We start from the raw sequence: 21,741 nt of genomic DNA, 5'->3' as shown, positions 1-21,741 counted from the left end.
TTGAAGACATGAGCAAGGTAGCGAGCAAACATTTTGGGGAGATCGAGCTCAACCACGGGCGGGAGCACTGTTACGTGGCTTCGCACGAGCTCGCCGGAAATCCCCTCGAACTGGACCTGAACGTCACGGCGCATGACCACTTCGACGAGAAGGCACTCCACAAGGTGGACTACCGCCTGGGCTACCTCCCCGAGTTGGTGGATCAGGTCCGGGACATGATCGCCGAGGAGCTGGACCAGGACGGCACCAACTCCCAGCAATTCCTCCACTTCCACTCCAACCAGCTCAAGGAAGAGCAACTGGAGGCGGTGTTCGGCGTCCGTGACAAGACGCAGCTCACCAAGGACGTTTTCCTCAAGGCCCTCAAACTAGGTCATGTTGCGATCTACCCCGGCCAGCCGGAGCGCTATTTCGTCCTGGATTTCACCTTGGGCTCGCACTTCACCGACGAGCTCCTGGTAGTCGCGGCGGACGAGGACGGCGTGGTGGACGACGAGATCCTCTGGGAGTCCTGACAAGGGACTAAAAGTCCTGAAACAAAACTAAAAGAAAACGCCCGCGGCCGGTCACCTTTCGAGGTGACCGGCCGCAGCTGTTTGTACTACCGGGGTTTTACTTGGCTGCTTCGAGCAGTCCGGCGCGGACCGTCTTGGTGGCCTTGACCAGGTTGCGCAGGGACTCTTCGGTCTCGGCGTAGCCGCGGGTCTTCAGGCCGCAGTCCGGGTTGACCCAGAGCTGGCGGGACGGAACGTGCTTGACGGCGGTGGACAGCAGCTCGGTGACTTCGGCTTCGCCCGGAACACGCGGCGAGTGGATGTCGTAGACGCCCGGACCAACGCCACGGCCGAAGTGGTGCGCCTCGAGGTCGTGGACAACCTCCATGCGTGAACGTGCTGCTTCGATGGACGTGACGTCGGCGTCGAGGCCGTCAATCGCGTCAATGATCACACCGAACTCCGAGTAGCAGAGGTGGGTGTGGATCTGGGTCGCGTCGGCGGCACCGGCAGTGGCAAGGCGGAAGGAGTCAACCGACCACTTCAGGTAAGCGGCGTGGTCAGCCTTGCGCAGCGGCAGGAGTTCGCGCAGTGCGGGCTCGTCCACCTGGATGACCTTGATGCCTGCAGCTTCGAGATCGGCGATCTCGTCACGCAGCGCCAGGCCGACCTGGTTGGCGGTCTCGCCCAGCGGCTGGTCGTCGCGGACGAAGGACCAGGCCAGGATGGTGACGGGACCGGTGAGCATGCCCTTCATCGGCTTGCTCGTCAGGGACTGCGCGTATTCGGCCCAGGCAACCGTGATGGGAGCCGAGCGGGTGACATCGCCCCAGAGGATGGAAGGACGGGTGCAACGGGAGCCGTAGGACTGGACCCAGCCGTGGACCGTCACGTCGAACCCTTCGAGGTTCTCGGCGAAGTACTGGACCATGTCGTTGCGCTCGGGCTCGCCGTGCACCAGGACATCGTAGCCGAGCTCTTCCTGCAGCTCGACGACGCGCTTGATCTCGTCCTTCATGAGCTGCTCGTACTGCTCGTTGCTCAGCTCCCCCTTGTTGTTGCGGGCGCGGGCGGAGCGGATTTCCGAGGTCTGGGGGAAGGAGCCGATGGTGGTGGTGGGCAGCGGCGGCAAGTGCAGCGCTGCTTCCTGGGCGGCTTCGCGGACCGAGTACTCGGAGCGGTTGAAGTCGGCCTCGGTGAGGGCAGCGGTGCGGGCACGGACGTCGGCGCGCTGGACGCCTTCGGCGATGGCGCGGGAGGCGATCACAGCGGAGGCTTCGTCGATGGCGGCCTTCGCGGAAGCCGGGTTGGCCAGGTAATCCGCGAGGGTCTTGACCTCTACGGCCTTCTGGTCAGCGAATGCGAGCCAGCTGCGGAGCTGCTCCGAGAGCTGGGTCTCCTCCGCAGTGTCGTGCGGAACGTGCTGGGTGGAGGTGGAGGTGCTGACGGCAAGCTTGCCGGCTGCGGCCTTCAATTCGTCCAGCTTGGCGGCCGAGACGGCGAGGTCGTTGCGCCAGATGTTGTGGCCGTCGACGACGCCGGCAACGAGGGTCTTGTTGCCCAGGCCGGCCAGGGCTGCTGCGGACGGTACCGCGCCCTTGAAGACGTCGATGTGCAAGGCGTCAATGTTGGTCGCGGCAAGGGTGCCGAGCTGGCCGTCGAGGGAACCATACGGGGTGGAGACGAAGAGCTGCGGGCGCGCTGCCGCACCGGAAAGGACCTCGTATGCCCGGGCAGTGGCAGCCTGGATTTCCGCGGCCGGGGTGTCCTGGTCGACAACGAGGGCAGGCTCGTCCAACTGGATCCAGCTGGCGCCTGCAGCGGCAAGCTTGCCGAGAAGTTCAACATAGACCGGGAGGATGTCCTCGAGGCGGGACAGCGGAGCGAAGCCCGCAGGAGCGTCGTCGGAAGCCTTGGAAAGCAGCAAGTAGGTGACCGGGCCGACGATGTACGGGCGGGTCTCGATGCCATTCGCCAAGGCGAATTCGAATTCCTCGACGATGCGGTTGGAGGCGAGCTTGAAGTCGGTCTCCGGGCCGATTTCCGGAACGAGGTAGTGGTAGTTGGTGTCGAACCACTTGGTCATTTCCAGCGGCTGCTGTTCCTTGTTTCCGCGGGCCAGCGTGAAGTAGCCATCAATGTCGAGCTGGCCTTCGGCGTCGAGCAACTGGCCGAAGCGGGCCGGGACGGCGCCCAGGTGTGCGGTGGCGTCGAGTACCTGGTCGTAGAAGGAGAAGGTGCCCGGAACGGCGGCGGCTTCGTTGAGGCCGAGTTCCTGGAGCCGCTTCGCGGTGGTCAGCTGGATGGCCTTGGCGGCGGCGTCAAGGGCGGCGGCGTCGATCTTGCCTGCCCAGTAGGCTTCGACGGCCTTCTTGAGTTCGCGACGGCGGCCGATGCGCGGGTAGCCGAGCAGGGATGCAGCGGGGAACGCTGCGTTGGTCTTCTCAGTGATGTTCTGTTCAGTCATGGGATTTCCTTGGGGCAGTAGGTGCAAATCGATGTGTCTAGGGGTTTGCGGAGCAGCGATGGCTGATCAGCTGACGAGTTCTTGGCGGCGGGCGATGGCGCTGAGCCTGCTGGCAGGCCGGGCCGGCCGGGGCAAGGCAAGCTTGTCCAGCACGTCCAGGGCGCAGGCGTGCTCGTTGAAGGTGTACAGGTGGATGCCCGGAGCACCGGCCTGGAGGGCGGCGTTGGCCAGGTCCACAGTGGCGCGGACTCCGATCTTGCGTCGTTCGGCGTCGTTGTCCGCAGCAGCAAGGCGTTCGATCAGCTCCGGTGCAGGCTCGACGCCGGTGAGCTCGCCGAGGCGCTTGAGCCGGCGAAGGCTGGTCAACGGCATGACGCCCGGAATGATCGGGATCGTGACTCCCGCACGTCGGGCACGGGAGATCAGGTCCGCATATTGCTCAGTATGGAAGAAGACCTGTGTGATGGCGAAGTCGGCGCCCGAGCGCTGCTTCGCGAGCAGCACCTCGACGTCGTGCTCCACGCTCGGGGACTCAGGGTGGCGGGTGGGATAGGCGGCCACTCCAACTGCGATCTTGCCCGCGCACAGGAGAGCTGAACGTCGCTGTTCCACGCGGCGGATCAGTTCGATCAGGTCCTGGGCGTAGCGCAGCGAACCGTTGACCGGCTGGCCGCTGTCCTTGGGGAGGTCGCCGCGCAGCGCAAGGATGCCGCGCACGCCGTTGTCCAGGAGTTCGCCGATGATCTCGGCCAGTTCCTGCGGGGTGTTTCCGACGCAGGTCAGGTGGGCCAGTGGCCGCAGGGTCGTTTCGAGCAGCAGCCGGTTGATGAGCTCGACGGCGGTGTCCCGGTTGGAGCCGCTGGCGCCGTAGGTGACGGAGACGAAGTCGGGGTCCGTGGCTTCAAGCTCGCCGATGGTCGTCCAGAGGGACTCGGCAGCGGCCGGAGAGCGGGGCGGGAAAAGTTCGTAGGACAGGGCAACAGGGGCAGCGCCGGTCAAGTTCGGATGGGTGTCGATGAGGCTTGGTGGTGACATTTGCGTCCTTGGCTGTGTGTCAGCGGGCCTGCGTTCGCGGACGTGAAAGCCAGGTCCTTGGACTGCAGAATCGGTGAATTGAGTTGGGGATACACGCAACGAACTCCAGCAGGGCGCAGCCGCGACTGTTACGCCTGGAATGAAGTTGTCCGTGTGCAAATGTCAGGCCCACATGGGGGCACCCACACCCTCCTGCCTGCCTTCAAGAGGCAGATCCGGCGGAGGATCGCTGACACGTTACCGCGGTAACTTGAATACGACTCTAGATCGGGGGTCCGGGCGCCACAAATCCTCCACCGAATTAAGACGCACTTTTACGCTACGTTTCGCCTGATTTCTGAAGATTGTTCGTTCTGGCTTCCGTCGGGGTTGAAGCCGCAAACAGTACGCCACGGAGAACCCCGTTGCGAGCCCTCCCCATGACGGTCCGGCAGGACTATTCTTTTGCCATGATCCAGCTTCCAGCCAGTTATCAGGAATACCTCGACGGCAAGGACGAGCGGTTCATCCAAACCGTCCGCCCCATCTTGATGCAATCGGCCGCGGACAAGCTCCACGGTGTGCGCGTACTTTACAACCGCGGCCTTACAGGCCACCAAGCGCACCTGGATGATTCCATCCCGTACGGCACCATCGTGGAGGACATCGACTGAGTCCTGGCTGCTGAGTCCTGGCTGTCGCTGATCAGCCCTTCATCGCGCCGGAAAGCGCAAACGCACTCCCGGACCCCCTTGCGACCACCGTGTAGAGGATAAGTACCGGGACTGAATACAAAATGGAGAACGCGGCGAGTTCCCCGTAGGCGATGGCTCCATGCTGGCCGAAGAAGCTGAAAACGGACACCGCGGCCGGCTGCTTTGAGGTAGACAACAACAGGATGAACGGGACGAAGAAGTTCCCCCAGGCCTGGATGAAGACGAAGATGAACACCACGCCCAGCCCTTGCCTCATCAGGGGCACGACGATTCTCCGGAGCGTGGCCAGCCCCGAGGCACCGTCCATCCAAGCAGCTTCCTCCAGCTCAAGCGGCACGGAGTCCATGAAGTTCTTCGTCATCCAAATGGCCATGGGCAAAGTGGTGGTTGCCATGAAGAAGATGGTTGCCGGCATCGAATCCAGCAATTGCAACTGCACGAACAGGCCATAGACCGGCACCATGATCGCCGTGACCGGGAGCGATGTGCCGAACAGGATCGCGTACAGGAACGGCTTGTTGAATCGCGATTGGTAGCGGGACAGCGGATAGGCAGCGAGCACGGCGACCGCCAGGTTCACGACTGCGGTTCCGGCAGAGAGCAGGAAGCTGTTCATGAGTGGCTGGAAGAGCAGCCCTGGAGTCAGTACGGCTGCAAAATTGGCGAACGACGGCGATTGCGGCCACCGCGTCTCGTAGCCGGCGTGCGGATCAACGGAAGCAAGAAGCAGCCACGCAAGGGGCAGCACAAAGCACACCCCGATCACGGCCAAAGCCGCATTGGCAGCCAACCGGACACGCGGCCTTCCCCCGGCCGCCGCCGTCGGGCGCTTCCCGGCGAGCAACGGCGCACGGCGCAGGGAAGTCACGGTTTCGCCCCGCGGATCAACCTGACGTACACAGCTCCGAAGACCATGCCGATCAGGATCAACACCGAAGCGATCGCGGTGCCGTAGCCGATATCCCCGAGCTTGAAGGCTTCCTGGTACGCCAGCACGGGCAAGGTGGTGCTCGCGTTGGAGGGACCGCCGGCCGTCATCACCCAGATGAGGGTGAATACCGCGAGCGTTTGGAGGGTGATCAGCATGAGGTTGGTGGCGATGCTACCGCGGATGATCGGAAGGGTGATGAAGGCCAGACGTTGCCAACCCCTTGCGCCGTCCATGAGGGCGGCTTCGGAGACGTCGCGCGGGACCTGGGAGAGCGCCGCCCTGTAGACCAGCATCGAGAACGCGGTGCCGCGCCAGACATTGGCCAGGATGATGGCGGCCATCGGAAAGGCATACAGCCAGTTGGTGCCCTGGACACCGAACATTCCCAAGAGCTGGTTGAGCGTACCGTCCTGGCTGAAGTACGCGTAGGCCGCGAAGGCCGCCACGATCTCCGGCAGTATCCACGAAGCGACCACCACCGCGCCCACCAGCGACGCCGTCGCTCCCCCGGACCTGGTCATCAACAGGGCGATGACCAGGCCCAGGGCGTTCTGTCCGAGGATCGCAGATACGGCCACGAAGACTACCGTCAGCCATGCCGAGAGCGGGAAGACGGAATCCGTCAGCATCCGGGCGTAGTTGTCCAGCCCGACCCATTGGGGGTTCAGGGCCGCCTTGCCGGACAACGCGGCGTCGGTGAAGGAGGCGTAGAAGGACCACGCGACAGGTGCCAACATGAAGAGGGCCAACAGCAGGATTGACGGCACTACCGGCAACAAGCGGAGCCTGCGACGCAGGGACCTTCTGATTGGGGATCTGCGTCGCAGGGAACCGCGACTGAGGGAATCAGGGACTGCCATGCGTCATTTCTGCATGACCTTGGTGTCGCCGACGAGTTTCTTGACCGAAGCGTCGTATTCGGCCGCCGCCTCCGCCGGGCTTTGTTTGCCGGTAATGACGGCCTCGGTTGCCTGTTGGACGGCGAGGGAAATCTTCGGATAGTCGGCGGTCGCCGGGCGATAGTGCGTGACGCCCACCAGATCGGAAACATCCTTCACGAACGGGTTGGCCGCCTGGTAACCGGGATCGGAAGCGACATCGGTGCGGACGGCGATCTGGGAATTGTTGACGTCGAAGGCCAAGGCGTTCTTTTTGTTCACGGCAGTGGTCAGGAACTTGAAGGCCAGGTCCGCGCTCTTGGTCTTCGCCCCAACGGCGAGCGTCCAGCCACCGGACATGCTCACGCCACCGGGATCCCCTCCGAACTGGGTGGGGAACTTGGCTACTCCCATATCCTGCGCATAGCCGGCCCATTCGTAGGAGCCGCCCTTCTGCCAGAACGACGGCGCGTAGGAGCCTTCCACGGTGGCGCCCATTTTGCCTTGCGGCAGCCACTGTCCAAAGACTTTCTTCCACACATTCGAATCGAGGGCGTCCGCCGGGGTCACGGAAAGTTTCTCATCGTAGAGGGTCTTCAGGAACTGGAGTGAATCGGTGAATCCTTTGGAACCGACCACCCACTTCTTGTCGCTTTCTGAATACAGGGAGCTTCCCGTTCCATAAAGCAGTTCGTAGAAGCTCTGCATGACCGTTCCCTCACCGGTTCCTTTTCCGGCGTACATGCTGAAGGGAATCACGCTCGGATCCGCGGCCCTCATTTTGCGGGCCGCAGCCAGGATGTCATCCCAGGTTTTCGGCTGCCACGGCAACGGTATGCCGGCCTTCTCGAGGACTGTCTTGTTGTACCAGATCGCCCTGGTGTCGGTGCCGAGCGGGACGGCATAGATGCTGCCGTCGTCACCGCGTCCCGCGGCCTTGGCGCCCTCGTTGAACTTGGACCACTCGTCCCACGAGGCCAGTTGCGAGTCGAGTTTGAGCAAGTATCCGGCGTCGACATCCGAGCGGACCTTGAAGGTGTCCTCGTAGAAGACGTCCGGGGCGGTGTCCGGGGAACGCTGGGCCAGCGCAAGCTTGGTGCCGTAGTCGTCGTCGTTGGCTTGGATGGGCTCCAAGTCCACAGTGACGCCCGCGTTTGCTGCTTCGAATTCCTGCTTGGCGTCCTGGAAGACCTTGTCCAGGGCGGTGAAGGAGTCCGTCTTTTGATAGACGATCTTGATGGTTTGTTTGCTGACAGCTTGCGGTTGGGCGGAACAGGCGGCCGAGGCCAAAAGGCCTACAACGCCGAGCAGTGCTGCTCCGATCCGGACTGGGCGACGCATGACGCTCCGATCTTCAAGCGGCTGCAGCCCCCACACTTCAGCTGGCCCAGCCTGTTGCCAATATTGATAAATGCAGCCCTGCGACGCAGGACGTGGTGAAGGCCTCAGCCTTCCAACAGGAGCCGCTGGGCGCGCGGCGCAAGCGTGTGTTCGAGTACCAGGCAGGCCGCCCCGATGGCGCCGACGTCTTCGCCCACTCCGGTCCCGACAACCTCGATGCCGTGGATGCTGTTGGCGGCACTGTTGGCGGCGAGCAGGGGAGGAATGCGGTCCAGGTAATGTTCGGACATGCGGCCCCAGAACGGGCCGCCAAAGACGACGCGTTCGACGTCGAGGGTGTTGGTCACCACCGCAACCGCGCGGGCAACCAGCACCGCCGACTTGTCGATGATCGCGATGGCGCGTTCGTCACCTGCATCCGCGGCATCGCAAAGCCGGGCGAAACCTTCCTGAACTTCCGGGCCCTCGGTGCCTTTGCGGCCACCGTTCAGGACACCTTGCTCTTCGGCTTCGGCCACGAGGACCTGCGGGATGCAGGAAGACTTGACGCATCCGCGCAGGCCGCAATCGCATTCGGGCCCGTCCGGATCGACAATGATGTGTCCGATTTCACCGGCGTTGCCGGATGTTCCGCGGATAACTTCATCGTTCAAGACGATGCCGCAACCGATGCCGGTACCCATATACATGAAGATGAAACTTCCGGTGCCGCTGGCTCCGCCGGCCCAGGTTTCGGCGACGGCCGCACTGGTGACGTCCTTGTCGACAAGGGTCTCGAGCCCGGTGGCCTCGGCGAGGGCGTCCCTCAGGTGAACCCGGTCCCAACCCGTCATGAGGGGCGGGTCCACGACGGTACCCTCATCGAGGTCTATGGGTCCCGGCGCCGCGACGCCAAGTCCCGCGATCTTTCCCGTATCAACACCGGAATCCTCGATCAGCGCCTTGATTTCCTCCGCTATGGCGGCGATGACGCGCTGGGGATTGCTTCCGGTGGGTGTGGGAATTCTGGAGTGCTTCACAACGTCACCCACCAGGTCCAGGACCACCGTGGTGATGACCGCGGGATCAACGTGGACGCCAAGCGCGTACATTCCGGAAGGGTTCAGGCGCAGGATGGTGCGGGGCTTACCCGGACCGCTGCCTTCCTTGCCTGCTTCGACAATGAGCCGTTGATCCAGGAGGCGGCGGGAGATATTCGAAATAGTCTGCGGTGAAAGGCCGACAATTTGGGCGAGTTCCACCCGGCTCAGTCCGCCCGACGAGCGCCTGATTGCGTCGAGAATGACGGTCAGGTTGAAGTCCCCCATGCGGGGCAGATTGGTTCCGCGCCTCGGAGTCGGCTGGCGGATCTCAGTCACGGATTCCCCTAAAATCATTCGAATAATGCTGTTGCATTTGCATCGTACGGCACGTGTGCTTGTCCCGGTATGCCCACACGCTGCCCAGGCGTAATGGAGCCGGGTATTGCTGATGAGAGGCGCTGGATTATGGCACTCATGCCGCAGGCCGAGCTGGACGTCACCGCAGGCGGTGCGGTTGCGGCGGCTCTGGTCCGAGGCTTGCCTGGCCCCGCAGTGGGACGGACCGGGGCTGTGGCTGCATGGAGATCTTCACCCGGCGAACGTCCTCCTGACCCCTGACGGCCGCCTCGCGGCCGTCGTCGACTTCGGAGACCTCGGGACCGGGGATCCCGCCGTCGATCTGGCCGTCGCGTGGTTGATGTTCGACAGCGGTGTGCGGCACTGTTTCGTGGCGGCGTTCGGACCCGCCGTGGATGCCGCTACGTGGGCCCGGGCCCGCGGCTGGGCGGTGGTCCTTGCGACGGCGATGGTCAGTTTCTCGGATGACAATCCCGGGATGGCTGGAATCGGGCACTTCGGGGTGGAGCAGCTGCTGTCGGAGCGCTGACCCTTAACGTCTTATGCTGCGCGTCACCGTGAATTTCGGGTTCCGGCCGATTTCGGTGGTGCGACCGATCAGCCTTTCAAGCGCCGCGCGGTACTGCAAGTGGCTGTTGTAGACAGTCCAGAGTTCACCGCCGGAAGCCAGGACCCGTGCCGCGGCATCAAACATCTTCGTGGCCGCGCCGGCATGGACGCTGGCGCCGAGGTGGAACGGCGGGTTCAGCAGGATGAGGTCGGCACTGCCTGGTTCGAAGGTGGACATGGCATCGTCCTGGACTACCCTGATTCGATCTGCCAGCCCGTTGGCTGCCGCGGTTGCCTTGGCGGACGCGACTGCTGCGGCCGATTGATCCGTCGCGGTAACCCGGGCGTTGGGACGGTTCCGGGCATACATTGCGGCGAGGATCCCGGTCCCGCAGCCAAGGTCTACCGCGTGGCGCGCTTCGGGGATCCTGTCCAGGAAGCCCAAGAGGAAGCGCGTTCCAATATCCAGCTTCTTGCCTGAAAACGCACCCCCGTGGGCACAGACCGTCATCCCCAGCTCGGTGTTCTGGTCCGAGACCGGGAAGGGTTCCGGGGTATCCGGCCGCTTGGGAGCGCTGGCAAGCAGGACACGTGACTTCTGCTGCGCAAGCTGCGGCTGCACGGACTCGAAGCTGCGTTCAAGGACGGCGTTCATGCCCAGGGACATGTGCTTGACGCGACCTCCGGCGAGTAGGACGGCTCCCGGCGCTGCAAAGCGCGCAACGGCGTCGACGATTTCTTCCAGTTCCGCGAGGGCCTTGGGCAACTGCATGATCACCAGTTCGGCGCCGTCGAGCAACCCGGCACCCAGCTCGAACTCGTCAAAGCGGCCGGACAGCCCGGACGCGCCGGCGTTCCGTTGCAGCGCGAGCCTGCTGACGTACAGGTCTTGGGTCACCCGGACGTGCCCGACGCCGAGGGCCGCCAAAGCGCCCAGCGTCAGGGCTCCGTAGCGGTCACCGATCACCGCCACGCGGGTTTCCGGATTAACGATGTAGCCCGCCGCGGTCTCGAGGAGGAGCCGATCGGTGGCGTCGTGCGCCTGCAGGTTTTCTGCCTCGACGTCGGGGAAGCGGCGGAGGGTGCCGAACAGCGTCTCAAGGTGTGCATCCAGCTCGGTCAAGGTCACGGTGCACCAATCTATCCCCCCTCGGGAACCCTCGACAACATAGGGGTGGCGGAGGAAGGTAGAGATTGCAAGTTATCGACCGTCTGACCGCTGCCTAAGGCCACGGCACGCGCCGCAAGCAGTTCAGACACCGGGGTCCGCGGCGAAGGGCGAGCCACGTTGCGGACCTGAAAAGTCCAGGCTCCCACTCCCCTTGTGAGCAGACCATGACTGTCAACCTCGTCACTCAGCTTGAAGTAAAGTCGCACAATTCCCCCGATGAAATCCGGCGCCCGGAGAAAACCTTGGTGGAAAACGTCACTGTCGGTGACTACACCATCGGCCGCCTCAGCTTCGAGCCAGGCTGGAGTTGGACGGATTGCATCAAACCGGTGGTCCAAACCGATTCCTGCCAGCTCAACCACGTGGGTTACTGCATTGCCGGTGCACTGGAAGTCGAGACCACCGACGGCAAGAAGATCAGCATCTCCAAAGGAGATTCATACACCATCCCGCCGGGACACACTGCATGGGTTGTAGGCGACGAGACCTACTCGGCCATCGAGTTTGTCAGCGCAGCAGAATATGGAGTCAAGCCCGAGTAGCAGAACGCACTTCAAGCCAAAAAATGAGGCCTTGCTTGAAACACGAACCAAATCCATGTTTCAAGCAAGGCCTCCAGAGTGGAGCTGAGGGGACTCGAACCCCTGACCCCCTGCATGCCATGCAGGTGCGCTACCAGCTGCGCCACAGCCCCGAACTTTGCCCGCGGGGACTTCAATCCCCGCCGGAGCAACTCGTCAATACTAAACCACAAGGATGTGAGATAGGAAATCGAACGCTATTGGCTCCCGGTTGGACGAGGTGCGTAGGACAGATGAGGTGCGGTCGATCACTCGGCCGCACCTCCCCCCATTACTGCCCTTCAGCTGTTGCTGCAAAACACAACGAGCCACTGCATTGAAGTGTAGAGACTGAGCAGCCATTAAACAAACCGTTCAACCGGTTTATGACCGATCGGACTCCCGGGGACTTGGTAGGCAGAAGAAAATTCACCAAGAGCACTGTTGAACGATTCCGGTTCGCGCCCGGAGATCCGCCACAGACCTTCAGAGGAATACCAGTGATCCTTCGTCACCACCTCAATCTGATGGCCGCTGAATCCTGCAGCGCGCAAGGCCGAGCCGGCACGTTCGTCGTCTCCCAGGAACTTCGGGTACTCCACACCGAATATCCGGGCAACGTTCTGCAAGAGGAATGACACCCGAACAGGTTCCGGATATGCGGCATGGAAAGCCGGCCCGGGTTGTCCAGGCGCCAGCGCAAGCCCGGAAAGCAGCCTTCCCAGCGCCTCCGCACCGATAAGCGAAAGCAGCGCCGAACCATCACCCGGCCACCCTCCAGCCACCTTCATCAGTTTGAGCACGCCCGGAACAAACCAGCGGTCTCCCGCGCCGAACACGAGGTTGGGACGAACAACTTCGCCGCCGTAGCCGAGAATCAGCTGTTCGGCGATCGCGCGGCTGGAGCTGGCAACCGAGGCCGGGTGATAGCCGGCTTCGGATTCAAGGATGCCGCGGTGAGGGCCGCTCCCGTAAACACTGCAAGTACTGACATAGATCAGTCGGGCAACTCCGGCTTGCCGGCACTGCTCAACGACGTTGCCGGTGCCAAGCTCGTTGATCTCATAGGCAAGACGGGGCTCGGAGCCCACATAGGATGCGGCATGGACAACAACATCCGTATCGGCCAAGAAGGGGATCAGGCTCCCCGGAACGGAAATGTCGGCGGTCGCAATGGTAGCGTTATTGTTTCGTAGTCTTGCAACCGGTTTTCGTGAGAGTGCCACAACGTGCGCCCCTCCGGATCCGGCGAGTGAGGCTACAACCCGGCTTCCAATGAAACCTGACGAACCCAGGACCAGGACCCGGGGCACGTGGTCAACGCATGTTGACATGGCCCCCACCGATCTTTAGGTCCGTCAGCTTCATGTACTCAAGTATCCCGGACGCAGAAACCGGAGAGGTCTCCACGCGGATCATGCAACAACGTGCCAAAGCCACCCGAACGGCAGTCATCGAGGGTGCAGCGTCGATCTTTGAAGAGGTCGGCTACGGGAATGCAAGCCTTAGCGACGTCACCGACCGCGCTTCGGTCACTAAAGGCGCGCTCTATTTCCATTTCAAGTCGAAGGAAGACCTGGCGCTGGCAGTCATCGCCGAACAGCACAACATTGTGCGTGTCGCCGGGGAGAAGATCGCCGCCGCCGGACTGCCTGCGCTGGAGACCATGATCGCCATGTGCCGGACATTCGGGCAACAGCTACTTGACGAGCCAATCGTCAGGGCTGGAATCCGGCTGACATTTGAAGCTTCGGCGTTCAATGGCGACGTCAAAGGTCCCTACCAGGACTGGGTCACGACCATGGAGATGCTGACGCGCCAAGCCCAGCTGGAGGGCGACGTGCGGCCCGACGTTGATGCCGCAGACTTCGCACGGTATTTAGTTGCGTCGTTCACGGGCGTCCAGATGGTGTCCAACGTGCTGACCGAACGGCGCGACGTCCTCAAACGGATTGACGACATGTGGCGTTTCATGATGCCGGCCATCGTGCCGATTCACCCGCAAGGCCCAGGGACTCCCTGAATCAACGCGGTGTTTTGACCCGAGCCAACAAGGACATCAGGGTCTCTCCTTCGTGCAGCAACCGGACCCTCATCACCACGTGGGCGCTATTTGATTCGAGTTGCGTCACAGCAACATCCACGGGATAGCTGAACTCGACCAACTTCATGAATTCCGCCTCAAACAGGGCAAAATCGGCATCGGGGCGGGAACACGCTGCGCGCATTGCCTGCCTCGCAGCCTCCACCAATAGCATTCCCGGTACGTGGTCGAGGGGATGGTCAAAGAAAATGGGGTGCGTTGGATCAACCCGCAACGGCCAGACGAACGGGCGCGAACTTTGCCCGAGCATCACGTTCCGCTGGGTGGCATGCCCGACGTCGGCACACGCCAGTAAGTCTTCGCCGGCGGCGGGCAACCCGGCAGGGACCGCCCCACGCACTCGCTCATACGTCGCTGGATTAACAATGCGGGCCGCCGCCACCCCTTCCCCTACGGGAGCGCCGTCAACAACGAACCGCGCAGCCACAGTCAGGGCCGACAGCTGCCCTCCACTGAGCTTCATGTCCTTCACGTCAAGTTCGACAGCAACCTGCGCGGGTACCAGGGGATCCAGGATCGCGGCTTCTACCGAGATGCTCATGTGCGGCATGAGGAACTTGTGGGTCAAGGGCACTCCGCACAAATGGGACAAGAAGATTACTGCCTGCCTCAACGTCTCAGCCATGATCGCGGAATCCGGCGAACCGTCCGGCGAGCCATAAAAAACGTGCCATCGCGGCCATTGCGCTCCCGCAATGAACCGCCTGGAACTTGATTGGACAAAGTCAGTCAAGAAGACTTCCGAAACCGAGCGCTTATGAACGAGCTCCCGCTTGACGGAAGCCTCGAAGAGCGCTTCATCGCGCATTGGGTCCCCCACTCCTCCCAGGATCTGCCAGAGCAGCGATCGCTGCTGTTGCGCCCCCCATTAAACGAGCAAATCCTATCGGCAAGCTGTGCCCATCTGATTGTCGAAGCCGGTGAACTGCCCGGATTGACATACCTACTGGTCGGTTTGTAGTTTAGCGATATGGAGTTTGGCGACACAGGCAGTACGCCCAAGGGCGCGGCCACCCGGAATGAGATCCTTCGGGTTGCCGCGGACGTTTTTGCGCGCAAGGGTTTCGAGCAGACCCGGATGGACGACATCATCCGCGAAGTCGGGCTCACGAAGGGAGCCATTTACTTCCATTTCTCTTCGAAAGCAACGTTGGCCCAGGCCGTCGTCGACGAGCAAAAGGCACGTTGGCTGCGTCGCGTGCAAGAGGAAATTCTCAGCAAGAACAATCCGCTGGAGGAGTTGCGCCAGCTCGGGGAGTTCATGGTCAGAACAGTCCTGAGCGACTCTTCCGCGTGGGGAGTGGTGCACTTGGCCAATCAACTGGCCTCCACGAAGGAGCACCCCGGAGGCACCTCCCCCCTCGCCGCGTGGGTGGACCTCGTGGCCGGCATCCTTCAACGGGGCCGCGCAAGCGGCGTCTTGACGTTTCCAGGGGATCCCGACGACGCAGCAACGGTTGTCGTGGCCGCATTCGATGGCTTGAAGTCGGTCACCGACGCCCTTGACCCCAAAGATCTCGATGCCTTCGAACGACGCGCGACGCTACTGTTGCAACTCCTCGAACAGCAGTTCATCTCCACCCAGTAACGCAGCAACCCACGAGCCAAAGACTTCGACCCTGGGCCAAAAAACAAACCGCACAGTCAGTTTATTAGGAGTAGAAATGAATATTTCAGCCAAAACAGCCCTCATCACCGGAGCGTCCACCGGTATCGGTTCGGTCTTTGCCCGAAGGCTGGCCGCCGAGGGCGCACGCTTGATACTGGTTGCCCGCGGCCAGGACAAACTTGACGTGCTTGCGGGAGAACTCCGCGAGCACGGCACCGAAGTGACTGTCCTGGCAATGGACTTGAGCCTGCCGGACTCCGCGAAGGAACTCCACCTCGCCACCGAGTCGTTGGGCCTCAAAGTGGACATCCTGGTCAACAACGCTGGATTCGGAACACACGGACAAGTTCTCCATGCAGACGCCGATCGCTACGTCGAACAGATCCAGTTGAACTGCTCCACCTTGGTCGGTACCACCACGCGATACCTGGCCGGCATGGTTGAGCGCGGTTCGGGGGCCATCATCAACATCGCGAGTACGGCCGCATTCCAGCCGATACCCCACATGGCCGTCTACGGCGCGACAAAGGCCTTTGTGCTCTCGTTCACCCAGGCGCTGTGGGCCGAGACACAAGGCACAGGCGTGAAAGTCCTCGCCGTTTGCCCCGGGGCCACGGACACGCCGTTCTTTGAAATCGCCGGCGAAGCTGCAGCCGCTGGATCCATGCGGACCCCGGAGCAGGTTGTGGACACCGCCATGTCTGCGATCCGCGGGAACAAGCCGAGCGTTGTGGATGGCCGGCTCAACTCCTTTGTTGCCCGGGTGGCCGTCAAGCTACTCCCGGAGAAGCTGGTGATCGCGGCCGCGGGACGGGCCGTGCGCCCGGCCAACTGAGCCACGAAGCTCCACACAGGGAAGGGGACCGCCAACCGGCGGTCCCCTTCCGCGCATCACGCTGCACTCAGGTTCCCTGGATGATTCCGATCTGGACTACCCCTGTGTTGACCAGCGTCTTAGCGAGATACACAATCTGGCCGGAGTGCTCCACGGTCTGGGTCAAGATCAGCACAGGGTCCTTGGCATCCAGCTCAAGCAGCTCGCCTCGCGCGACACCCGGGGTGCCCGCGGCGATATCGGTCTCGCCGGGCCCAAGAGCCGGGCCAACAGCAGACATCAAGTTAGCCAGCAGCGTGGCTTCTCCCCCGACGTCGTCCGCAATGGCGCGTGCCGCTTCGGGGTAACGATCAATGAGACCCCCCTTGCTTGCGACGTGCTCCTGGACCAAGGCAATAGGTGAACCGTCCCGTTTGAGGACACTCTCGAAGAACCAGGAGGGCTCTTCTTCGCGGATTCCGAGGGGCTCCGCGGTGAACACCGACGACGACGGGTGCAGTACATGCTGTGTACGGCTGACCTGGATAGCGGATCCGGCCTCGGCCAGGATCTCCTCCATGGGCCTGATCCGTTCAAGGCCGACCCGCGGCAGGCGGGTGGCCACAAAACGTCCAATGCCTCGGCGGGAGCGTACGTATCCATCTTCCTCCAGGAGCATGAGAGCCTCACGGACCACTGTCCGGCTGACCTTCATTGCCGAACCCAGGTCCGTTTCCGAAGGCAACAGCGACGAAACGGGGAAGTGCCCCGCCCGGATCGCATTCACGATGCGCGAGTACACGGCAACGCGGAGCGGGATGTTGGCGGTGGCATCCAACGGCTCCGAAAGAACGGCCTCGGCACTGCGGTCCAAGATGGCTCCCTTCGTCGATATTGAGAGTTTACGCGATGGGTATTCCGAGCTTGTATAACAAGCGTGTATGATGCACATATTAGCCATCCTGTGCTCTGCGCCACACCTGCATCGAGCCGCCCCCGAAGCCGTTTTGTTTCAAACAAGGAAGTTTGTCCATGACAACCCAAGCCACCAGCACCGCAGGGCTCCCCCTTCGGCGAAAAACCGCCCGAGTGCCCGTCCTCATCGCCACGCTGATCCTTTCCATCCTCAGTTACCAGCTCAACGCCAGTCTGTTCTCGGCGGCCCTGCCGGCCATGGCCGCACACTTCCAGGAATCCACCGAAAACGTGGCCAAAGTCCAGTCGTTGTTCTTCCTGACCGGCGCAGTCCTGGGCATGGCATTTTCCCGATGGAGCGACTTCCTGGGACGCCGCCGCACCCTGCTGATCGTCCTCTCCATGATGTTGTGCGGCACGGTCCTGTGCCTGCTGGCACCAAACCTGACCGTCCTTCTCGTCGGCCGGGTCCTGCAAAGTGCAACGAGCGCCACGTTCACTATTTCGTTCCTGCTCCTGTCCGAGCGCTTCAGCAAACGCCTCTTCGGCATTTCCGTCGGCATCATTTCGGCAGTGAACGGCGGCATCGGCGGGCTCGACGGCTTCCTGGGCGGTTTCATCACCGACACCATCGGCTGGCAATTCCTCTTTGTCCTGGTCCTCGGCGTGGGCGTTCTGGCGATCGTTTTAGTCGCCGTCGTGGTCCCGAAGAGACCCGCCCGGACACGTGAGGGACGCATGGACTGGTGGGGCGCAGGCACCCTGGGCACGTTCCTGGTTCTCTTGAGCAACCTGATCGGACAGGCTTCCACGTCCGGATGGGGCGACGTCTGGACCCTTGGCTATCTCGCCGGCGCAGTGATTGCCGGGCTGGCGTTCGTCGCCGTGGAAAGGCGGGTTGAGCGTCCGCTGATCGCCATCGAGCAATTGCGGTCCCGACAGGTATGGCCGGTGTTGGCGAGCACGGTCCTGACGCTAGCCGGCATCTTCTCGGCGTTGAACTTCACCGTGATCCTCCTGAGCCAGGACGCAAAAGCCGGATACGGACTGTCCGCTTCCATGTCAGCCCTCCTGTACCTGACGCCGACGGCCTTCGTGGGTGTGCTCACGGCGGTGTTCTCCGGCTGGTTCGCGCAGCGCATCGGCTGGTTCAAGGCCCTGCGAATCAGCAGCGGCCTGATCGTCGTGGCAGCGGTTGCGGTCGCAATCTTTGCCGCGGACCGTTGGATGGTCTTCGCCTTGCTGATCATCATGGGAGTCCTGTATCTCGGCCAGTTCCAGAGCACCGTCAGCGGCATCGCGGTGCTGAATTCACCCAAATCGGCGCCGGGTTCCGTGCCCGGCCTGAATGGAGCATGCTTTGGAATCGGAGCCAGTGTGGGAATCGCCGTCGTCGCACCCGCCGTCGCCGCCGGAACCATCGCCGGTTACCAAACTGCCCTGTGGATCTCGGCGGGCTTCGCCCTCGCGGCATTTGCTGCTTCCCTGCTCCTCCGCCCAGTGGCTGCGAGCGCCGCGGCGGCGCCCGCCGTCGTCGTCGCCCATGCCTAAATCCGCACCCAAACCCGAGTCGCCCAACCCACGAAGGAGCACCATGACCACCACCACACCGCAGCCGTTCTACCTCGATTGCGATACCGGCATCGACGATTCCCTGGCAATCGCGTATCTCCTGGCGAGCCCTGAGGTGGAGCTGGCCGGGATCGGAACCGTCAGCGGCAACGTCAGCGCCGCGGTCGGGGCCGTCAACACTTTGAACCTGCTGCATGCTGCCGGCAGGGCCGGGATCCCGGTTGCCGTGGGTGCCCACGATCCCCTCATGGGCACGTTCGACGGCGGGGCGCCGCACGTTCACGGAGAGAACGGCATCGGCGGGGTCACCTTGGAAGACTCGGGACTGACGTCGGAGTCGGAGACTGCCGCAGAGATGCTCGTGCGGCTCGCCAACGAGCACCCGGGCGAACTGCGCGTCATCGCCGTCGGTCCGCTCACCAATCTGGCCCTCGCACTGCAACTGGACCCGAAGCTCCCGGCACTCGTCCGCGATGTCACGATCATGGGCGGAGCCGCGTTTGTGCCGGGCAATATCAGCCCTGTCGCCGAGGCCAACATCTTCAATGACGCCGAGGCAGCCGCCGTGGTGATGGAGGCCGGTTGGCCGGTCACCATGGTTCCCTTGGACGTCACCATGAACCACCGCTTCGATGAGGCCCACCGTGCGGCCCTTGCGATCGCCGGACATCCGGTGGCCAGCGCACTCTCCGGCATGCTCGTCCAGTACTTCGCCTTTTACAACACGATTTTCGGTGAGCATTGTGCCGCCCTCCACGATCCGCTGGCGGCGGCAATCGCCGTGGGTGCCCTCGAGCTCGACGACGCCCCGTACGTCGCAATTTCCGTGGACACGAGCAAGGGTGCAGACCATGGCAAGACCCACTGTGAGCGGCTCGACGGCGGAGCCGCCGGCGCGCGCCCGGCGCCGGAACGGGCTTCCCGGGTTGTGCTGTCCGTCAAGGGCGACGCCGCGGCGCATCTCCTGGAGCGGATCCTGTCCCTGCCGGTCCCTGCTGGCGGCGAACTGAAGGGCTTTTGATGAACACTTCCGAAGACACTGCTTCTTCACCCGCCGAGCCCAGCCAGGCCGACCTCGAGTTGCTGAACCGCGCCATTTCCCTCGCGCGGGCAGCCCGGGATCGCGGCGACCACCCGTTCGGCGCACTTCTGTTGGCCCCGGACAGAACCGTTGTGGAAGCCATGAACACCGTCAACACGGAACACGATCCCACCGGGCATGCCGAGACCAATTTGGTCCGCCTGAGCGCCAAGAAGCTCGATGCCGCCGCGTTGGCCGGCAGCACCTTGTACACGAGCACCGAACCGTGTGCCATGTGCACGGGCGCCATCTACTGGGCAGGAATCGGACGCGTGGTCTATGCCTTGTCCGAGAAGGACCTTGCCTCGATTGTCACCGAGCAGTCCGGCGTGCCCACTCTTGACCTCCCCTGCCGCGAAGTCCTTGCCCACGGCGGCAGCAACGTCAGCGTGATAGGCCCGGTTCCGCTTCCCGAGGCAACAGAAGTCCACCTTGGCTTCTGGCACTAGACCGGAAACCCAACACCGCAATCCAGCACCACCAGAAGGACAGCTCATGCCTATCCCAACCACGCTCACTGTTGTCGGCAGCCTCAACGTCGATCTCACGTGCCGCGTCCACCGCCTACCCTCCCCTGGTGAAACCATCGGCGGCGGCACCCTCACCCGTCAGCCCGGCGGAAAGGGAGGCAACCAGGCCGCGGCTGCTGCGCGGCTGGCCGGGGCCGCCCGCATGGTGGGCGCCGTCGGCGCGGATCCGGATGGTCGGCTTCTGATGGAGGCCCTGGACCGCGCGGGAGTTGATATTTCGGCGGTGGAGCAGGTTTCCGCGCCTACCGGCACAGCGTTGATCGTGATCGACAGCGAAGGCGAAAACCAGATCGCCGTGGCCCCTGGAGCCAACGCCGTGGTTTCGCCGGAGCGCGCCGATTTCTCCGATGGCGGACCGGTACTGGCACAGCTGGAGATCGCCGTCGACGCCGTGTTGGAAGCCGCGCGCCGCACCACCGGATTCTTCGCCCTCAACGCGGCCCCGGCACAGGCACTCCCGGCCGAGCTTCTGGAACGGTGTGACCTGGTGATCGTCAACGAGTCCGAGTACGGACTCATCCCCGAGCTCCGGAACGCCAAACGCGTGGCCGTCACCTACGGCGCAGGCGGCGCGTCAATGTACACACAAGGGGTCAGGACCGCCCATGCGCCCGCGACCAAGACGAGCGTCGTCAACAGCGTTGGAGCCGGTGACGCCTTCTGCGCGGCCCTAGTGCTGGCACTCGCGTCGGGCCTGGATGAGGAAAGCAGCCTCGCGGCGGCCTGTGCGGTGGGTGCCGCCGCCGTCGCGAGCGAGCTTTCCCAACCGGAGTTCGGGCGGCTGGAACACTACCTGCGGAACTAAGAATCCGAACTTGAGATCCGCCCGATGTGCTGGACACCGCCAGGCAGCAGCGAACCGCGGGCCGCACCTACCATGCCTTCCACAGCGCGGGCCAGATGCGTACCGCGGTCGCTGACGCCGTCCCAGCGCACCAGCGCCTGGGCATTCAGCCCGTCCACCATGCCCAGGATCTGCCAGGCAACAGACGGAGCATCGAACGTGTCGAACTCACCGGCGTCGATCCCCGCTTCGACCACACGCTGCACCACTGCCTGCCAGGCATCCATCTGCTCACGGACGCAGGCTGCGAGCGCCTCGTTCCGGCGTCCGAGGGTCCACGCCTCTACCCAGATGGCCGTGACATCGAGTCGGCTGCCGTCCATCAGCGTTTCGAGGAGCATCCCGAGCTGTTCCAAGGGACTCGGCTGCTTCTCCAGAAGGCCAGCAACTTCCTCAGTCTCCGCCGCCACGATGGTCGAGAAGATGCCCGCCACCAAGGCCTCCGCATTGGGCTGGTAATGAGCGACGAGCCCCGAGGCCACCCCCACCCGTGCTGCCACGTTTCGCAGCGTGATGGCGGAAAGCCCCTGCTCAAGCGCTATTTCCTTGGCGGCCTCGGCTATTTCGGCCGCGCGTTCGGCCGGCGTCTTCCGCGCAGCGCGTTTCTGTATGGTGCTTGACATCACACAACAGTCTAAAGTAGTTTTCTTCTTATTGATCATGCGATCAACAAGATATTTTCAGAAACAGGGAATTTCAGAAACCGGAAATTCCGAACACGCCGAATCGCAAACACCCAGCCGCACCCAAGGCAAGGACGCCCTGGTCCCGC

22 protein-coding genes and 1 tRNA gene are annotated in these 21,741 nt (G+C 63.0%); 11 read left to right on the top strand and 12 right to left on the bottom strand.

Going from position 1 to position 21,741, the window contains the following annotated elements:
- Nucleotides 1-8: 8 nt before the first annotated feature.
- The gene (locus ABH924_RS18705) at nt 9-515 is read left to right on the top strand and encodes a DUF2004 domain-containing protein (RefSeq protein WP_234749721.1); all 507 of its coding nucleotides are present in this window, start codon (nt 9-11) and stop codon (nt 513-515) included.
- A 97-nt stretch (nt 516-612) separates the two neighbouring features.
- Here ABH924_RS18705 and metE read toward each other — a convergent pair whose 3' ends face one another.
- On the bottom strand, nt 613-2,961 hold the full coding sequence (gene metE / locus ABH924_RS18700) for a 5-methyltetrahydropteroyltriglutamate--homocysteine S-methyltransferase (RefSeq protein ID WP_404501235.1): 2,349 nt from the start codon (nt 2,959-2,961) through the stop codon (nt 613-615).
- Between the two features lie 66 nt (nt 2,962-3,027).
- The gene (locus ABH924_RS18695) at nt 3,028-3,996 is read right to left on the bottom strand and encodes a methylenetetrahydrofolate reductase (RefSeq protein ID WP_404501233.1); all 969 of its coding nucleotides are present in this window, start codon (nt 3,994-3,996) and stop codon (nt 3,028-3,030) included.
- A 449-nt stretch (nt 3,997-4,445) separates the two neighbouring features.
- Between ABH924_RS18695 and ABH924_RS18690 the strand changes: the two genes are divergently transcribed.
- Entirely contained in the window at nt 4,446-4,649 is a 204-nt protein-coding gene (locus tag ABH924_RS18690) for a hypothetical protein (RefSeq protein WP_113990700.1), read from the top strand.
- Between the two features lie 31 nt (nt 4,650-4,680).
- Here the strand turns inward: ABH924_RS18690 and ABH924_RS18685 are convergent, their stop codons facing one another.
- The 4 genes from ABH924_RS18685 to ABH924_RS18670 all read right to left on the bottom strand — a co-directional run bounded on the left by ABH924_RS18685 (nt 4,681) and on the right by ABH924_RS18670 (nt 9,199).
- Nucleotides 4,681-5,535: a carbohydrate ABC transporter permease gene (locus tag ABH924_RS18685; protein ID WP_404501244.1), complete on the bottom strand. Its 855-nt coding sequence runs from the start codon at nt 5,533-5,535 to the stop codon at nt 4,681-4,683.
- Nucleotides 5,536-5,555: 20 nt separating this feature from the next.
- Nucleotides 5,556-6,482 carry a carbohydrate ABC transporter permease gene (locus ABH924_RS18680; RefSeq protein WP_404501231.1) on the bottom strand — a complete coding sequence of 309 codons (927 nt, stop codon included), beginning with the start codon at nt 6,480-6,482 and terminating at the stop codon, nt 5,556-5,558.
- Nucleotides 6,483-6,485: 3 nt separating this feature from the next.
- Nucleotides 6,486-7,841: an extracellular solute-binding protein gene (locus tag ABH924_RS18675; RefSeq protein ID WP_404501229.1), complete on the bottom strand. Its 1,356-nt coding sequence runs from the start codon at nt 7,839-7,841 to the stop codon at nt 6,486-6,488.
- A 104-nt stretch (nt 7,842-7,945) separates the two neighbouring features.
- Nucleotides 7,946-9,199 (bottom strand): ROK family protein, encoded by a 1,254-nt coding sequence (locus ABH924_RS18670; RefSeq protein WP_404501227.1) that lies wholly within the window; start codon nt 9,197-9,199, stop codon nt 7,946-7,948.
- A gap of 178 nt (nt 9,200-9,377) precedes the next feature.
- On the opposite strand from ABH924_RS18670, the gene ABH924_RS18665 reads away from it, so the two are divergent.
- Nucleotides 9,378-9,749: a phosphotransferase gene (locus ABH924_RS18665; RefSeq protein WP_404501226.1), complete on the top strand. Its 372-nt coding sequence runs from the start codon at nt 9,378-9,380 to the stop codon at nt 9,747-9,749.
- 3 nt (nt 9,750-9,752) lie between these two features.
- On the opposite strand, the gene ABH924_RS18660 is transcribed toward ABH924_RS18665, so the two are convergent.
- Nucleotides 9,753-10,892, bottom strand: coding sequence for a class I SAM-dependent methyltransferase (locus ABH924_RS18660; protein WP_404501242.1), 1,140 nt, complete (start codon nt 10,890-10,892; stop codon nt 9,753-9,755).
- A gap of 212 nt (nt 10,893-11,104) precedes the next feature.
- Between ABH924_RS18660 and ABH924_RS18655 the strand changes: the two genes are divergently transcribed.
- The gene (locus tag ABH924_RS18655; protein ID WP_404501224.1) at nt 11,105-11,482 is read left to right on the top strand and encodes a cupin domain-containing protein; all 378 of its coding nucleotides are present in this window, start codon (nt 11,105-11,107) and stop codon (nt 11,480-11,482) included.
- 79 nt (nt 11,483-11,561) lie between these two features.
- Here the strand turns inward: ABH924_RS18655 and ABH924_RS18650 are convergent.
- Nucleotides 11,562-11,634 (bottom strand) — tRNA-Ala (locus ABH924_RS18650).
- A gap of 228 nt (nt 11,635-11,862) precedes the next feature.
- Nucleotides 11,863-12,834: an NAD-dependent epimerase/dehydratase family protein gene (locus ABH924_RS18645; RefSeq protein WP_404501222.1), complete on the bottom strand. Its 972-nt coding sequence runs from the start codon at nt 12,832-12,834 to the stop codon at nt 11,863-11,865.
- 32 nt (nt 12,835-12,866) lie between these two features.
- Here ABH924_RS18645 and ABH924_RS18640 point away from each other — a divergent pair, with 32 nt between their 5' ends.
- Nucleotides 12,867-13,523: a ScbR family autoregulator-binding transcription factor gene (locus ABH924_RS18640; protein ID WP_404501220.1), complete on the top strand. Its 657-nt coding sequence runs from the start codon at nt 12,867-12,869 to the stop codon at nt 13,521-13,523.
- Nucleotide 13,524: 1 nt separating this feature from the next.
- On the opposite strand, the gene ABH924_RS18635 is transcribed toward ABH924_RS18640, so the two are convergent.
- Nucleotides 13,525-14,412: a ScbA/BarX family gamma-butyrolactone biosynthesis protein gene (locus tag ABH924_RS18635; RefSeq protein ID WP_404501218.1), complete on the bottom strand. Its 888-nt coding sequence runs from the start codon at nt 14,410-14,412 to the stop codon at nt 13,525-13,527.
- 162 nt (nt 14,413-14,574) lie between these two features.
- Here ABH924_RS18635 and ABH924_RS18630 point away from each other — a divergent pair, with 162 nt between their 5' ends.
- Together ABH924_RS18630 and ABH924_RS18625 are read left to right on the top strand one after the other, a co-directional pair.
- Complete coding sequence (locus tag ABH924_RS18630; RefSeq protein ID WP_234749754.1) at nt 14,575-15,192, top strand: TetR/AcrR family transcriptional regulator; 618 nt, start codon at nt 14,575-14,577, stop codon at nt 15,190-15,192.
- A gap of 76 nt (nt 15,193-15,268) precedes the next feature.
- Complete coding sequence (locus ABH924_RS18625) at nt 15,269-16,048, top strand: SDR family NAD(P)-dependent oxidoreductase (protein ID WP_404501215.1); 780 nt, start codon at nt 15,269-15,271, stop codon at nt 16,046-16,048.
- A 67-nt stretch (nt 16,049-16,115) separates the two neighbouring features.
- On the opposite strand, the gene ABH924_RS18620 is transcribed toward ABH924_RS18625, so the two are convergent.
- Complete coding sequence (locus ABH924_RS18620; RefSeq protein WP_404501213.1) at nt 16,116-16,901, bottom strand: GntR family transcriptional regulator; 786 nt, start codon at nt 16,899-16,901, stop codon at nt 16,116-16,118.
- 158 nt (nt 16,902-17,059) lie between these two features.
- On the opposite strand from ABH924_RS18620, the gene ABH924_RS18615 reads away from it, so the two are divergent.
- Genes ABH924_RS18615 through ABH924_RS18600 form a run of 4 tightly spaced genes read left to right on the top strand, consistent with a single transcriptional unit; the run spans nt 17,060 to nt 20,930 of the window.
- Nucleotides 17,060-18,493, top strand: coding sequence for an MFS transporter (locus ABH924_RS18615; protein WP_404501211.1), 1,434 nt, complete (start codon nt 17,060-17,062; stop codon nt 18,491-18,493).
- A gap of 43 nt (nt 18,494-18,536) precedes the next feature.
- A complete protein-coding gene (locus tag ABH924_RS18610; RefSeq protein ID WP_404501209.1) occupies nt 18,537-19,535 on the top strand; it encodes a nucleoside hydrolase in 999 nt (332 codons plus the stop codon).
- The gene (locus ABH924_RS18605; protein WP_404501207.1) at nt 19,535-20,044 is read left to right on the top strand and encodes a nucleoside deaminase; all 510 of its coding nucleotides are present in this window, start codon (nt 19,535-19,537) and stop codon (nt 20,042-20,044) included. Before ABH924_RS18610 ends, ABH924_RS18605 begins: the two co-directional genes overlap by 1 nt.
- A gap of 46 nt (nt 20,045-20,090) precedes the next feature.
- On the top strand, nt 20,091-20,930 hold the full coding sequence (locus ABH924_RS18600; RefSeq protein WP_404501205.1) for a ribokinase: 840 nt from the start codon (nt 20,091-20,093) through the stop codon (nt 20,928-20,930).
- On the opposite strand, the gene ABH924_RS18595 is transcribed toward ABH924_RS18600, so the two are convergent.
- A complete protein-coding gene (locus ABH924_RS18595) occupies nt 20,927-21,592 on the bottom strand; it encodes a TetR/AcrR family transcriptional regulator (RefSeq protein ID WP_234749768.1) in 666 nt (221 codons plus the stop codon). The two genes, ABH924_RS18600 and ABH924_RS18595, sit on opposite strands and share 4 nt — an antisense overlap.
- Between the last annotated feature and the right edge of the window lie 149 nt (nt 21,593-21,741).

It is taken from the genome of Arthrobacter sp. GAS37 (assembly GCF_044908325.1).
GTDB lineage: Bacteria > Actinomycetota > Actinomycetes > Actinomycetales > Micrococcaceae > Arthrobacter > Arthrobacter ramosus.
The sequence above is the reverse complement of the archived record's forward strand: the minus strand, read 5'-3'. Positions and strand labels throughout refer to the sequence as shown.